This window comes from Streptomyces longispororuber (assembly GCF_014656095.1).
Taxonomy (GTDB): Bacteria; Actinomycetota; Actinomycetes; order Streptomycetales; family Streptomycetaceae; genus Streptomyces; species Streptomyces longispororuber.
This window is the reverse complement of sequence record NZ_BNBT01000087.1, coordinates 1-13,354: the sequence shown is the minus strand read 5'-3', so window position 1 is coordinate 13,354 and position 13,354 is coordinate 1. Positions and strand designations below refer to the sequence as shown.

At 73.3% G+C, this 13,354-nt stretch carries 13 protein-coding genes; 1 reads left to right on the top strand and 12 read right to left on the bottom strand.

Annotation, left to right across the window (positions count from 1 at the left end; translation table 11 throughout):
* Positions 1-68 precede the first annotated feature (68 nt).
* The 10 genes from lepB (IE330_RS24065) to proS form a co-directional block, all read right to left on the bottom strand.
* Positions 69-965: a signal peptidase I gene (gene lepB, locus IE330_RS24065; protein WP_229925878.1), complete on the bottom strand. Its 897-nt coding sequence runs from the start codon at positions 963-965 to the stop codon at positions 69-71.
* A gap of 148 nt (positions 966-1,113) precedes the next feature.
* Entirely contained in the window at positions 1,114-2,196 is a 1,083-nt protein-coding gene (gene lepB, locus IE330_RS24060) for a signal peptidase I (RefSeq protein ID WP_190138186.1), read from the bottom strand.
* Complete coding sequence (gene lepB / locus IE330_RS24055; RefSeq protein WP_190138185.1) at positions 2,189-2,911, bottom strand: signal peptidase I; 723 nt, start codon at positions 2,909-2,911, stop codon at positions 2,189-2,191. The genes lepB (IE330_RS24060) and lepB (IE330_RS24055) overlap by 8 nt, the downstream gene beginning before the upstream one ends.
* A 45-nt stretch (positions 2,912-2,956) precedes the next feature.
* Entirely contained in the window at positions 2,957-3,307 is a 351-nt protein-coding gene (rplS, locus tag IE330_RS24050) for a 50S ribosomal protein L19 (RefSeq protein ID WP_190138184.1), read from the bottom strand.
* Between the two features lie 176 nt (positions 3,308-3,483).
* Complete coding sequence (gene trmD, locus IE330_RS24045; RefSeq protein WP_190138183.1) at positions 3,484-4,305, bottom strand: tRNA (guanosine(37)-N1)-methyltransferase TrmD; 822 nt, start codon at positions 4,303-4,305, stop codon at positions 3,484-3,486.
* On the bottom strand, positions 4,305-4,988 hold the full coding sequence (rimM, locus tag IE330_RS24040) for a ribosome maturation factor RimM (protein ID WP_190138182.1): 684 nt from the start codon (positions 4,986-4,988) through the stop codon (positions 4,305-4,307). Before rimM ends, trmD begins: the two co-directional genes overlap by 1 nt.
* Positions 4,989-5,265: 277 nt before the next feature.
* Positions 5,266-5,505: an RNA-binding protein gene (locus IE330_RS24035; protein ID WP_014176063.1), complete on the bottom strand. Its 240-nt coding sequence runs from the start codon at positions 5,503-5,505 to the stop codon at positions 5,266-5,268.
* A 2-nt stretch (positions 5,506-5,507) separates the two neighbouring features.
* Positions 5,508-5,942 carry a 30S ribosomal protein S16 gene (rpsP, locus tag IE330_RS24030; protein ID WP_190138181.1) on the bottom strand — a complete coding sequence of 145 codons (435 nt, stop codon included), beginning with the start codon at positions 5,940-5,942 and terminating at the stop codon, positions 5,508-5,510.
* Positions 5,943-6,619: 677 nt separating this feature from the next.
* Complete coding sequence (locus tag IE330_RS24025; RefSeq protein ID WP_190138180.1) at positions 6,620-7,252, bottom strand: hypothetical protein; 633 nt, start codon at positions 7,250-7,252, stop codon at positions 6,620-6,622.
* A gap of 298 nt (positions 7,253-7,550) precedes the next feature.
* Complete coding sequence (gene proS, locus IE330_RS24020) at positions 7,551-8,966, bottom strand: proline--tRNA ligase (protein WP_190138179.1); 1,416 nt, start codon at positions 8,964-8,966, stop codon at positions 7,551-7,553.
* Between the two features lie 214 nt (positions 8,967-9,180).
* On the opposite strand from proS, the gene IE330_RS24015 reads away from it, so the two are divergent.
* Positions 9,181-10,032 (top strand): class I SAM-dependent methyltransferase, encoded by an 852-nt coding sequence (locus IE330_RS24015; protein ID WP_190138178.1) that lies wholly within the window; start codon positions 9,181-9,183, stop codon positions 10,030-10,032.
* A gap of 214 nt (positions 10,033-10,246) precedes the next feature.
* Here the strand turns inward: IE330_RS24015 and ffh are convergent, their stop codons facing one another.
* Together ffh and IE330_RS24005 are read right to left on the bottom strand one after the other, a co-directional pair.
* Positions 10,247-11,806, bottom strand: a complete 1,560-nt coding sequence (gene ffh, locus IE330_RS24010; RefSeq protein WP_190138177.1) for a signal recognition particle protein — start codon at positions 11,804-11,806, stop codon at positions 10,247-10,249.
* Between the two features lie 165 nt (positions 11,807-11,971).
* Positions 11,972-13,354 (bottom strand): HD domain-containing protein (locus IE330_RS24005; RefSeq protein ID WP_190138176.1); only part of this gene is annotated, 1,383 nt, incomplete at its 5' end.

Below are 13,354 nucleotides of genomic sequence, written 5' to 3'. Positions count from 1 at the left end.
ACGTGGACCCACGGACGCGCTGCAGGACCGGACCGGACCGCGGAAGATCGGCGATCCGGGATCGCACACTACCCGGCGGTACCCCCGCCAGAAACCCCGGTGCCGAGCGGGGTTTTCGCCGCTGCGGCCGCCCGGCGGCGGCGCCACAGGACGATCGGGACGGCCCCCGCGAGACCGAGGGCGGCCGGTGCCGCGCTCATCGCCTGGCTGATGCCGGGCTGGTCGAAGGTGTCCGGGACCGGCAGCGTCCCCCAGCGGGTGGGGGGCCAGGCGATGACGAAGGCGCGGCCCACGACGTTGTCGACGGGGACGGCGCCGCCGCCCGGCTGGTTCTGGTGGTAGCGGGAGTCCAGGGAGTTCTGCCGGTGGTCGCCCATGACCCAGATCTTGCCCTTGGGGACCGTGATCTTGAACTGGCCGCCCTGGTCGTCGTCGGTGCACGGGGTGTTGCCCGCGTACACGTACGGCTCGTTCAGCGCCTTGCCGTTGACCTTCACGGGGCCGGTGCCCTTGCACTCCACGGTGTCGCCGCCGACGCCGATGACGCGCTTGATGAGGTCCTTCTCGTCGGCGGACGGCATCAGGCCGATCCAGCCGAGGACCCGCTGCACGGCGTTGGGGTCCGGGGTGGGCTCGCCGTCCAGCCAGTGGCCGGGGTCCTTGAAGACCACGACCTCGCCGCGCTCGGGCTCGGAGCCGAACCACGGCGTCAGCTTGTCCACCAGGACCCGGTCGCCCTGCTGCAGCGTGTTCTGCATCGAGTCCGAGGGGATCGAGAAGGCCTGCACCAGGAAGGTCTTGATGACCAGGGCCAGGACCAGCGCGATGCCGATGAGGAGCGGCAGCTCCTTCCAGAAGGACTTTTGCTTCTTGCCGTCCTTCGCCGGCTTCGGGGGCTGGGCGCCGTCCTCACCGGGCGACCGGTCCGGCGCCGTGGTGTGCTCACCGGGGGCCTGCGGGTTCACACCGGGGGTTTGCGGGGCCGCCCCCGCAGCCTGCGGGTTCACACCGGGGGCCTGCGGGGCCGCACCCGCAGCCTGCGGGTTCGCACCGGGGGTCTGACCCCGCACGCCCTGTTCGCCGGGCGTCCCGGCGTCCCCGGGGGCCGCGGAGTCAGGGGCGGCGTTCACGCCGCCCGCCGAGGGCGCGGGCGCGGGCTCCCCGGAGTGCCGCGGCCGCTCCTCGGGCCCATCGTGTCCGGATCGTGCGCCGACCGCCACATCCCCCACATCCACTCCTCAGTCCGTGCCGCTGCCTGCCCCGTAGGCGACGCAGGCCCACCACTCCCATAACGAGCGGGAGTTCCGCAGGGGTCGGGAGCCCGGTCATTCCGTCGCGATCGCCGGGGGCCACCCTATGCGACGCACCTGTGGCCGTGTCCGACCCGTCGGGCGCGTCGGGCACGGACGCATACGTATCGGGTTCGTCCAGTTTGCGCCAGTGTCCGAACGGCCAGGCGATGACGAGGGCACGGCCGACGACCTCGTCCTCCGAGACGGTGCCGCTGTACTTCTCGTTGCGGTGGAAGCGGGAGTCCGCGGAGTCCGCGCGGTGGTCCCCCATGACGAACAGGCGCCCCTCGGGGACCTTCACCTCGAACTCGAAGTCGGAGGGCTTGTTGCCGGGGTGCAGGTACGGCTCGTCCAGCGGTACGCCGTTGACGGTCACCTTGTCGTTCTTGTCACAGCACTTCACGGTGTCGCCGCCGACGCCCACCACGCGCTTGATGAGGTCGCGTTCGTCGTCGGACGGCAGGAGGCCGATGAAGGTCAGGCCCTGCTTGATCTGCTTGACCACGACCGGGTCGTCCTTCTTCTTGCCGCGCTCCTCCTCCAGCCAGTTGCCGGGGTCCTTGAAGACGACGACGTCGCCGCGCTCGGGCTTGTTGCCGAACCAGGGGGTGAGCTTGTCCACCAGGACGCGGTCCCCGATGCGGATCGTCTGCTCCATGGAGCCCGTCGGGATCACGAAGGCCTGCACCAGGAAGGTCTTCAGTACGAGGGCTATCAGCAGGGCGACGCCTATGAGGAGAGGTATCTCCTTGATCGCGGAGCGGCGTCTGCGGCGCTTGACCTTCCTGGCGAGCTTGCGCCGCTCGGCCCGGCCGGGCAGCGGGGGTCCGCTGGTCGGCCGGGTGCCGGTGGGCAGCGGGGCGTCGGCACCGGGGGCGGCCTTGGCGCGGCCGCGGCTACCCATGCGCGCCGCCGGGGTCCGGCACGCGCGCGTACGCGTCGGGACGCTCCAGGGAGGTCCAGCGGTCGAGCGGCCAGACGAGCCAGTCGGCCCTGCCGATGACGTCGTCCACGGGGATCATGCCGCCGCCCGGGGATCCCAGGTGGTCGCGGGAGTCGCTGGAGTCGCTGCGGTGGTCGCCCAGGACGAAGAGCGTCCCGTCGGGTACGACGACGTCGAACGGCACCGTGGAGGGCTTGTCCCCGGGGTAGAGGTAGGGCTCGTCGACGGCCTGGCCGTTCACCGTGATCCTCCCCCGTCTGTCACAGCACACCACGCGGTCACCGCCGACGCCGGCGACCCGCTTCACATAGTCGGCGTCCCCGAAGTATCCGCTGCCGTCGAAGACGACCGCGTCACCGCGCTGCGGCTCGGATCCGAAACGGTACGCCAACTTGTTGACGAGTATCCGGTCGCCGTTGCGCAGCGTGGGCTCCATCGAGCCGCTGGGGATCTCGAAGGGCTGCACCACGAAGGTGGTGAGGAGGAGCAGGACGCCCGCGGTCAGCAGGGCGCCCAGGGTGAGGCGGCCGCCGGGCAGCCAGGCCACGAAGGACGCGAAAACGGAGCGCGACCGCTCCTGGCTGCCCTCGGGGTCCGGCTCCCCCGCGTGCGCGGGGGTGGCCGGGGAGGGAGAGGAGGAGCGGTCGCGCTCCGTGTGCTGTGCTTCGGTGTCCATCGGGGCCAGATGCTATCCGGCCCCGCTGTGGACCCGCGCGGGAGCTCAGCTCTCGCGCTTCTCCTTGATCTTCGCGGCCTTGCCGCGCAGGTCGCGCAGGTAGTACAGCTTGGCGCGGCGGACGTCACCCTTGGTGACGAGCTCGATCTTCTCGACGATCGGGGTGTGCACCGGGAAGGTGCGCTCGACGCCGACGGAGAACGAGACCTTGCGGACCGTGAAGGTCTCGCGGACACCGGCGCCCTGGCGGCGGATGACTACGCCCTTGAACTGCTGCACACGGGAGCGGTTGCCCTCGATGACACGGACGTGGACGTTGACGGTGTCACCCGGGCGGAAGGCCGGGATGTCGCTGCGCAGCGACGCGGCGTCGACGGAGTCGAGCAGGTGAGACATGATCGTCTGCTTCCTCGCTGATGCCACAGGTCATCAGCGGTAAGTCGTGATGAGAGTTCGGATGTTTCCGGGCGCGTGCCGCACGAGGGGGCTCGTACCGTGGAAACCGCTGGACGCGTCGGGCGGGCGTCGTGTCCCCCTGTGGCAGGGGCGCACGCTGGACGCACAGCAGCGGCCTATTCTTCCACGTCCTCCACCTTGCGCCAAAATCGGCCGCCGGGCTCGGGCGCCCAGCCCAGGATGGAGAGCGTCTCGCGGTCCTTCTTGTCGAAGGCCGCGGGGTCGCAGCGTTCGATCAGGTCGGGCCGGTGGGCGGTGGTGCGGCGCAGCGCCTCGTCCCGCCGCCACCGGGCGATCCTGCCGTGGTGGCCGCTGAGCAGGACGTCCGGGATGCCGCGGCCCCGCCACCGGGGCGGCTTGGTGTAGACGGGGCCCTCCAGGAGGTTGGCCATGGCGCCGGGCGCGAAGGAGTCGTCGCGGTGGGACTCGGCGTTGCCGAGCACTCCGGGCAGGAGGCGGGCCACGGCCTCGGTGACGACGAGGACGGCGGCCTCGCCGCCCGCGAGCACGTAGTCGCCGATGGAGACCTCGTAGACGGGCATCCGGGTCGCGTACTCGTCGACGACGCGGCGGTCGATGCCCTCGTAGCGCGCCGGGGTGAAGACCAGCCAGGGGCGCTCGGACAGCTCGACGGCGAGCTCCTGGGTGAAGGGGCGGCCGCTGGGCGTCGGGACGACCAGGGCGGGGGCGCCGCGGCCCGCCTCGTAGCCGTCGGCGAGGACCTGGTCGAGGGCCTCACCCCAGGGCTCGGTCTTCATGACCATGCCGGGGCCGCCGCCGTAGGGGGTGTCGTCGACCGTGTTGTGCCGGTCGTACGTCCAGTCCCTGAGGTCGTGCACGTGGACGTCGAGGCTGCCGCGCGCGCGGGCCTTGCCGACGAGGGAGACGTTCAGGGGTTCCAGGTACTCGGGGAAGATCGTGACGACGTCGAGCCGCATCAGGCGTCGCCCTCGCTCCGGGCGTCGCCCTCACTCCGGGCGTCCGCGGCGCCCTCTGACGGGGCACCGCCCGATGACGCGGTGGCGTCCTCCGACGGGGCGCCCTCCGACGGCGCGGCGGCGTCCTCCGGGGTCTGCTCGGCGTCGGCGTCCCTGCTGGAGGCGATCTCGGCGCGGTCGTCGATGAGGCCGGGGGGCGGGTCGATGACGGCCCGCTGCTCCTCCAGGTCGATCTCGGTGACGATGTCCTCGACGAACGGGATCATCACCTCGCTGCCGTCGGGCCGCTCGACGATGAACAGGTCCTGCGAGGGCAGGTGCGAGATCTCCGTGATCCGGCCGACCTCGGTGCCGTCCGCGGTGACGACGTCGAGGTCCATGAGCTGGTGGTCGTAGTACTCGTCCTCGTCCTCGGGCACCTCGTCCGGGTCGACCTCGGCGATCAGCAGCGTGTTGCGCAGCTCCTCGGCGCCGTTGCGGTCCCGGACGCCGGCGAAGCGCAGCAGCAGGCGGCCGCTGTGCACGCGGCCGGTCTCGATGGTCAGCGGCCCCCGTGCGGCGGGGTCGGTGGCGAGCACGGCGCCGGGGGCGAGCCGCAGCTCCGGCTCGTCGGTGCGCACCTCGACGGTGACCTCGCCCTTGATGCCGTGGGCGCGGCCGATCCGCGCGACTACGAGCTGCACTGGTGTCTCTCCTGTCCCTGCTGACGAGTGGGGCGCCCCTGCTTGCGAGGCTCCCCGAAGCTTGAGCGGGGCGCGACCCCGGGGCTGGAGGGGGACGCGACCCCAAGGCTTGAGGGGGCACGGCCCCGAGGCCGGAGCGGGGCGCGGCCCCAGGGCTTGAGCGGGGCGCGGCCCCGGAGTGGGCGGGGCGCGGCCCCTGGCGACTCCCGCCCCACACGACTGCGGGCCGGGGACGGCTCTGAAGCCCTCCCCGGCCCGAGCCGGTGCTACGTGCGGTTCAGCGAACCTGGTCCACGTCGACGAGGTCGACGCGGACACCACGGCCGCCGATGGCACCCACGACGGTACGCAGGGCGCGTGCGGTGCGGCCGTTGCGGCCGATCACCTTGCCCAGGTCGTCCGGGTGGACCCGGACCTCCAGGACGCGTCCGCGGCGCAGGTTGCGCGAGGCGACCTGCACGTCGTCGGGGTTGTCGACGATGCCCTTCACGAGGTGCTCGAGAGCCTCCTCGAGCATGCTCAGGCCTCGGTCGACTCGGCCGCGGACTCGGCCGGGGCCTCGTCCTTCTTCTCGACCTTCTTCTTCTGCGTGATGGCCTCGCCCTTGGGCTCGCCGTCGACGTCCTTGGCCACGGCCTCGAAGAGGGCGCGGTGGTCGGCCTTCGGCTCCGGCTGGAGCAGCGGCGCCGGGGCGGGCTCGCCCTTGAACTTCTGCCAGTCGCCGGTCTTCTTCAGGATGGCGAGGACGGGCTCGGTCGGCTGGGCGCCGACGGAGAGCCAGTACGCCACGCGCTCGGCGTTGACCTCGATGCGCGAGGGGTTCTGCACCGGGTGGTACAGACCGATCTCCTCGATGGCCCGGCCGTCACGGCGGGTACGGGAGTCGGCGACGACGATGCGGTAGTGAGGCGAACGGATCTTGCCCAGACGCTTCAGCTTGATCTTGACTGCCACGGGAGTGGGTTCTCCTGGATTGACGTGGTGGGGCACTGCGAGATGCCGCGTGGGGTTGCGGTACCCGAGTGGCCCGATGGACGCGTCAGCCGGAGGAGAGAGGGGTCCTGTGCGGCTGTCGAGTACAGCTAGCCATTGTGCCACACCCTGGCGGGGGCGCCGTCAGCCGGTCGCACCGCCCGAAGCCGCCCCGGCCCGCGGCGGACCGGGGTCGCGACCGTTCGCCGCGCCCCACGCCGACCCGCGCCGCACCGGGGCCGTGGCCGCCGCCGCGCTCGGCCCACCCGAGGGGCGGGATGCCCCCCCGGCGCGACCCGGCGAAGGCCGGCCCCACGACACCCGCCCCGGCGAGGGCGGACAGCGCCACCGCGGCACGGCGGCACGGCGGCACCCCACCCGGAACCGGCAACCGGCCCGGGACACCACTGCCCCCACGGCAGCACCGACCCGGGTCCGGCCGCGGCCCCCGCCAGGAAGGCGGCGGCGCCCAGCCCGCAGCGACGCGGGACCCCTCCGCCCCGCGGTGTCCGACGGCAGCACCGGCTCGGCGACCGCTCCGGCCACTGCCCCCACGGCAGCACCCGGCCCGGCGACCGCTCCGGCACCGCCGCCCCCGCGGCGGTACCCCCGGAGGTCACGGAGAACCCCGGGGAAGGAGACCACCCCCGCGCAGGGGGTCACCCCGCGCCGACGCCCACCACTTCCGGGATGCGGAACGGCTTGCCGCAGCCGCCGCACATGATGGGGGCCTGGGCGAGGACCGACGGCACGACGCGGACGTTGCGCCCGCAGTCGCAGACCGCCTTGACGCGGACGCCGCCCCCCGAGGACCCGTGCCGGGCGGCCGGGCCGCGGAAGGTGCGCGAGGTGTCCGCCGTGGTCGCGGCCGAGTGCGCCTTGAGGGCGCGCTGCAGCCGCTCCATGGTCGGGCGGTAGCGCTTCTTCGCCTCGGGGTTGAGCGTGACCAGGGAGAAGCCGCTGCTCGGATGTGGCTCCTCGGGATGGTCGAGGCCCAACTCCTCGGCGATCGCGAGGAATCTGCGGTTGTGGTAGCGGCCCGCGCGCGACGTGTCGCGTACGCCGCGGGCCGCGGCGAGGCCATGGACTGCTTCATGCAGCAGTCGCTCGAAGGAGAGCTCGGCGCCGCAGGCGGACGACGACTCTCCGATCAGGGATTCGGGCGCGGCTAGGTCCGGCAGGTCGGGGTGGTGCCGCTGAATGTCGGCCCACGCCTGTGCCAGCTCTGCGGCGAGAACAGGTGGTGTCGTGCTCACGTCGTGACAACGAGCCGAGGTGCCTCCGGGTTCCATTCCGGGGCATCTCAAATATTTTGCACGTACCCGTCAGTTGCCGTTGATGCGTCCGGACGAGGGCGGGTGCGCTGATCTGCGGAGAAGCCTCGCAGCTCCCACCAAGCCGGTACGTAGCGGCGCGTACGTCCGCCCGTCTCGCGCCGCCACCGCAAAACGGGGCCCGCCGCGCCGCCCATTATTTCCGGTGCCCGTGGCAACTCCGCGCGCGGGGGCGGCTGTTGCGGCGGCGGGCGGCCCGCCGCCGGTCACCGGACCGCACACGGCGCGGCAGCGCCCCCGAGCGGAATCCGGCGTCTCAGTAGGCGCGTGCCACCAGGGCGACGTTACCGGGTGCGTCGTCGGCGTCCGGCACCGACCCGCCCTCGGTGACCAGACACCGTACGGTCACGCCGTGCCCGGCCAGTTCGGCCTCGCCCGCGGGGCCGAGCGCCGCCCACGGCAGGCGCGCCCAGCCGCCCGCGGACGCCGCCTCCACGGCCTCGGCCACGCCGCTCACGTCACTCGTACGGGACTCGCGGCGCGCGCGGGCCTGGGTGAGCAGCAGCTCCTGGTCCTCCTCCAGGACGGCGGGCAGCATCTCCGCGAGGGCGCCGAGCGCCACGGGCCGCTTGCCGCCGGCGATGCGGCGCACGAGCGTCGCGGTGCCCTGCTCCAGGTCACGCGGGCCGATCTCCACGCGCACCGGCACCCCCTTGAGCTCCCAGTCCACCGCGCGCCGCCCGAAGGGGACGTCCGTACGGTCGTCGACCTGGACGCGCACGCCCGCCGCCGTGAGCCGCTCGGCCGTCTCGCGGACCGCGGCGAGCACCGCGTCGTCCCCCTTCACCGCGAGCACCACGGCCTGCACCGGCGCGAGGCGCGGCGGCACCCGCAGGCCGTCGTCGTCGCCGTGCATCATCACCAGGGCGCCGACCAGGCGCGTCGTCGCTCCCCAGGAGGTCTGCCAGACCAGTTCGCGCGTGCCGTCCTGCGACAGGTAGCGGGTGTCGAAGGCGCGCGCGAAGTTCTGCCCGAGCTCGTGGCTCGTGCCGAGCTGGAGGGCCTTTCCGTCGCCCATCATCCCTTCCAGGGTCAGGGTGTTGACGGCTCCGGCGAAGCGCTCCTTCGCCGTCTTGCGGCCGAGGACGAAGTCCATCGCGAGGACGTCCCGCATGAAGGCGCCGTAGACGTCCCGGTGGACGAGGGCGGCGAAGTCGCGCGCCTCCTCGTACGTCGCGTGGGCGGTGTGCCCCTCCTGCCACAGGAACTCCGTCGTGCGCAGGAACAGCCGCGGCCGCAGCTCCCAGCGGACCACGTTGGCCCACTGGTTGATCAGCAGCGGCAGGTCGCGGTAGCTCTGCACCCACTTGGAGAAGTACTCGTTGACGACGGTCTCCGAGGTGGGCCGGACCACGACCGGCTCCTCCAGCTCCTTGCCACCGCCGTGCGTGACGACGGCGAGCTCCGGGGCGAAGCCCTCGACGTGCTCCGCCTCCCGCGTCAGGTAGGACTGCGGGATGAACAGCGGGAAGTACGCGTTCTGCGCCCCCGTCCGCTTGATGCGGGCGTCCAAGTCCTGCTGCATCCGCTCCCACAGGCCGTAGCCGTACGGGCGGACGACCATGGTGCCGCGCACCGGGCCGTTGTCGGCGAGCTCGGCCTTGCTGACCACGTCCTGGTACCAGCGGGGGAAGTCGTCCGCGCGGGGCGTGAGTACGGGTGCCTTTGCCATGGCGCGCATGGTACGTCCGGGGTGCCTGGGAAGCCCCGTATTTTCGCCGCGCGGGGGCGCACGACGGGGGCACGCAAGCATTGCCCGACAACCCCTGGACGCCACGGCGGAAGCGGAGTTCCCTGGCATACGGGGGAGAGCGCGCACACGTCACGGGGGCGGACGGACCGACAGCGAACAGCTCGACAACTCTCGGCGGATTGGGGCGCTTTCGATGACACCTACGCTTGTGCACCCACACCTCCCGCGCGCGGGCGCGTCCCCACGTGTGGACCGGTGCGCACGCGCGCGTGACTGGGCGGAAATCCAGGAGAGGATGCTGGCTCCGCTCGTGGAAGCGGTGTACGCACGACTGGAAGTGGGCGCCGGTACGCGGCTGCTCGACCTCGGCTGCGGCTCCGGCCTGGCCCTGTTGATGGCCGCCTCCCGCGGCGCGACCGTGACGGGGGTGGAGCCGGCGGCGCCGGAGCGGCTCGCGCTGGCCCGCGCGCGCCTCTTACCGGACGGCACGCCGGGCGAGGACGCCGGCACGCGCCTCGTGGACGGCACCCCCGAGGACGCCGCCGCCCCGGACGCGCCCGCGTACACCCTGGTGACCGCGTTCCAGCCCATCGGCTGCACCGCGGGCGACTCCGACGCCCTGGCGGACCTGCTGCGCGCCGCGGCACCGCTGGCCGAGCGCGGGGCGCCCGTGGTGCTCGTCGGCTGGGGGCCGCCGGAGCGCTGCACGACCTCTTCCGTGCTCCGGGTGGCCACCAAGCTCGCCGACCCCTTGCGCGCCGGGGGCTGGCGCCCGGCCTGCCGCGACGACCTGGAGGACGTCGCCCACCGCGCCGGCCTGAAGCCCGCCGGGTCCGGCCGCGTGGCCTGTCCCTTCGGCTACGCGGACATGGACAGCGCCGTCCGCGGCCTGCTGTCCACCGGCCTGTTCGACGCGGCGGTCGGCGCCACGGACCAGGTGCAGGTCGACAAGGAGCTCACCGAGGCCCTCCACCCCCACCAGCGCCACGACGGCACGGTGTGGATGCCCAACGTCTTCCGCTATCTCATCGCCCGGACCCGGTGACGCCCCTGGACCCGGGTCACGGCCCGTCCTCGCCGTCCGGGTGACCCCGGCGGCCCGACGGGCATCCGCCTTCCCCCTGGGGCGGCCGGCGGGGCGTACGGCACGACTCTGGGGCGCCTCCCCCACGGGAGACGCCCCAGACGTCGTACGAGAGAACCCCCGGGCGGCCCCGCAGCCGACGTAGGCCGCGTCGGCCCGGCGGGGACGGGCCGGGTCAGCCCATGAACTTCTTGAACTCGTCGGGCAGCTCGAAGTCCTTGCCGCCCTGGCCCGCCGGCAGGCCGAACGCCCCGCCCGGCGCCGCGCTCTCGGCGGCGGCGCGCCGCGCGGCGGCCTCCTCCTCCTGCTGCTTGCGCTTCAGGGGGTTGCCGGAGCGCTGCTTGCCCTTGGCCTGCTTCTGCTTCTTCTTCTGCCGGCCGGGGCCACCGCCCATGCCCGGCATCCCGGGCATCCCCGGCATGCCGCCGCCCTGCGCCATGCGCGACATCATCTTGCGCGCCTCGAAGAACCGCTCGACCAGGTTCTTCACCGCGCTGACCTCGACGCCCGAGCCCTTGGCGATACGGGCGCGGCGGGAGCCGTTGATGATGGTCGGGTCCTGGCGCTCACCGGGCGTCATCGACTTGATGATGGCGGCCGTGCGGTCGACGTCCCGCTCGTCCAGGTTGTTGATCTGGTCCTTGATCTGCCCCATGCCCGGCAGCATCCCGAGCAGCTTGCTGATGCTGCCCATCTTCCTGACCTGCTCCATCTGCGCCAGGAAGTCGTCGAGCGTGAAGTCCTGGCCCTTCTTGGAGGCCAGCTTCGAGGCCATCTTCTCGGCCTCTTGCTGCGAGAAGGTCTGCTCGGCCTTCTCGATCAGCGTGAGCATGTCGCCCATGCCGAGGATGCGGGACGCCATCCGGTCCGGGTGGAACGCGTCGAAGTCGTCCAGCTTCTCGCCGTTCGACGCGAACATGATCTGACGGCCGGTGACGTGCGCGATCGACAGGGCCGCGCCACCGCGGGCGTCGCCGTCGAGCTTGGAGAGCACCACGCCGTCGAAGCCGACGCCGTCGCGGAAGGCCTCGGCCGTGTTGACCGCGTCCTGACCGATCATCGCGTCGACGACGAACAGGACCTCGTCCGGGCTGACCGCGTCGCGGATGTCCGCGGCCTGCTGCATCAGCTCCTGGTCGATGCCGAGGCGGCCGGCGGTGTCGACGATGACGACGTCGTGGACCTTGGTCTTCGCGTACTCGATGGAGTCCTTGGCGACCTGGACCGGGTCGCCCACGCCGTTGCCCGGCTGCGGGGCGTAGACGCCGACGCCCGCGCGCTCGGCGACGACGCTGAGCTGGTTCACGGCGTTCGGGCGCTGCAGGTCGCAGGCCACGAGCAGCGGCGAGTGGCCCTGCGCCTTCAGCCAGCGGCCGAGCTTTCCGGCGAGCGTGGTCTTACCGGCGCCCTGGAGACCGGCGAGCATGATGACCGTCGGCGGCTGCTTGGCGAACCGCAGGCGGCGGGTCTCACCGCCGAGGATGCCGATGAGCTCCTCGTTGACGATCTTGATGACCTGTTGGGCGGGATTCAGGGCCTGCGAGACCTCGGTCCCGGCCGCCCGCTCCTTGATCTGCTTGATGAAGGCGCGGACGACGGGCAGCGCCACGTCGGCTTCCAGCAGGGCGATACGGATCTCGCGCGCCGTGGCGTCGATGTCCGCCTCGCTCAGGCGTCCTTTGCTCCGGAGAGACTTGAAGGTCGCTGCTAGGCGATCGGAGAGAGTATCGAACACGGCGGCGTCGGTCCTCAGGGTCGGCGATGGTGAGCGTTGCACCCCAGGGTATCTGCCCGGGCCGGGCCCGGGCGCCCCCCTGCCCGGGGTGACGGCTCCGGGCCGCCCGGGGGCCGCGCCCGCGCCCCGCTCCGGGTACGGGGCTCGCCGTGAGCGCCCCGTACGTCACTGGCGCAGCGCCCCCTCCACCCCCCGCGCCACCTCGGCCGCCCGCTCCCCCGCCAGCGGCGCCCCGTCCGCCCCGGTCACGTAGAACGCGTCCACCGCGTTCGCCCCCAGCGTCGACACGTGCGCGCTGCGCACCCGCACCCCCGTGGCCTCCAGCGCGAGCCCGATCCGGTGCAGCAGGCCGGGTGCGTCCTGGGCGCGGACCTCGATGACCGTGGCGCGGCGGGACCCCTCCGGGGCGACGGTGACGCGGGGCGGCGGTGCGACCACCCCGCGGCGCCGGGGGTGGGCCGCGTCGCGCTCGGCGAGGCGTCCGGCGATGTCCAGGGAGCCGTCGAGGGCCCGTACGAGGTCGGCGCGGAGCCGGTCGGCCCCGGGCGGGGAGCCGTACTCGGCGGCCACGCGCCAGTCGAGCAGCAGCACCGACCCGCCGACCTCGGGCGGCAGCTCCAGGGTGCGCAGCTCGGCCGTGCGGACAGTGAGGCGGTGCAGGGCGAGGACCCCGGCGGCCGTGGCGAGCACGCGGGGCCGCTCCGGCACCGCGATGAGCAGGTCCACGCCGAGGCCCTCGGAGGGCTCCTCGTCCTGGGCGCGCAGTGAGAGGACCGGCCCGCCCGTGCGGAACGCTTCAAGGGCGAGGCGCTCCTGCGCGGCCGACGCGGGCGGCGCCGGGCGCTCCTCGGGCTCGTGCCCGGCGAGGACCTCACCGGTCCGCCGGACGAGGTCGGCGACCAGGGAGCCGCGCCAGGAGGACCAGGCGGCGGGCCCGGTGGCCAGGGCGTCCGCCTCGGTGAGCGCGTGCAGGAGCTCCAGGGTGCCCGGGGAGCCGACGGCTTCGGCGACGGTCTTCACGGTCGCGGGGTCGTCGAGGTCGCGCCGGGTGGCGGTCTCGACGAGCAGCAGGTGGTGGCGGACGAGGCGGGCGAGGACCGCCGCGTCGGCGTGGCCGAAGCCGATCCGGGCGGCGACGTCCCGCGCGATGACCTCCCCGGCGACGGAGTGGTCGCCGGGCCAGCCCTTGCCGATGTCGTGCAGGAGCGCGGCCACCAGGAGCAGGTCGGGCCGGCCGACGCGGCGGGTCAGGGCGGAGGCGCGTACGGCGGTCTCCACGAGGTGCCGGTCGACGGTCCAGGTGTGCACGGCGTTCCGCTGCGGGCGGCACCGCACCCGCTCCCAGTCGGGCAGGAGCCGGGTGACGAGGCCTTCCGCCTCCAGGGCCTCCCAGACCGGGACGGTGGACCGGCCGGCGCCGAGGAGGGTCACGAGCTGCTCGCGGGCCTCGTCGGGCCAGGGCGTCGGCAGCGGCCGGGCCGTCGCCGCGAGGCGCCGTACGGCGTGCGGGGACAGCGGCAGGCCGGCCTGGGCCGCGGCCGCCGCGGG

Bases quoted from the DNA above. Each gene is read 5' to 3' on its own strand.
- lepB (WP_190138186.1), bottom strand. From the start codon at position 2,196: ATGGGTAGCCGCGGCCGCGCCAAGGCCGCCCCCGGTGCCGACGCCCCG.
- lepB (WP_190138185.1), bottom strand. From the start codon at position 2,911: ATGGACACCGAAGCACAGCACACGGAGCGCGACCGCTCCTCCTCTCCC.
- rplS (WP_190138184.1), bottom strand. From the start codon at position 3,307: ATGTCTCACCTGCTCGACTCCGTCGACGCCGCGTCGCTGCGCAGCGAC.
- trmD (WP_190138183.1), bottom strand. From the start codon at position 4,305: ATGCGGCTCGACGTCGTCACGATCTTCCCCGAGTACCTGGAACCCCTG.
- IE330_RS24035 (WP_014176063.1), bottom strand. From the start codon at position 5,505: ATGCTCGAGGAGGCTCTCGAGCACCTCGTGAAGGGCATCGTCGACAAC.
- IE330_RS24025 (WP_190138180.1), bottom strand. From the start codon at position 7,252: ATGGAACCCGGAGGCACCTCGGCTCGTTGTCACGACGTGAGCACGACA.
- proS (WP_190138179.1), bottom strand. From the start codon at position 8,966: ATGGCAAAGGCACCCGTACTCACGCCCCGCGCGGACGACTTCCCCCGC.
- IE330_RS24015 (WP_190138178.1), top strand. From the start codon at position 9,181: ATGACACCTACGCTTGTGCACCCACACCTCCCGCGCGCGGGCGCGTCC.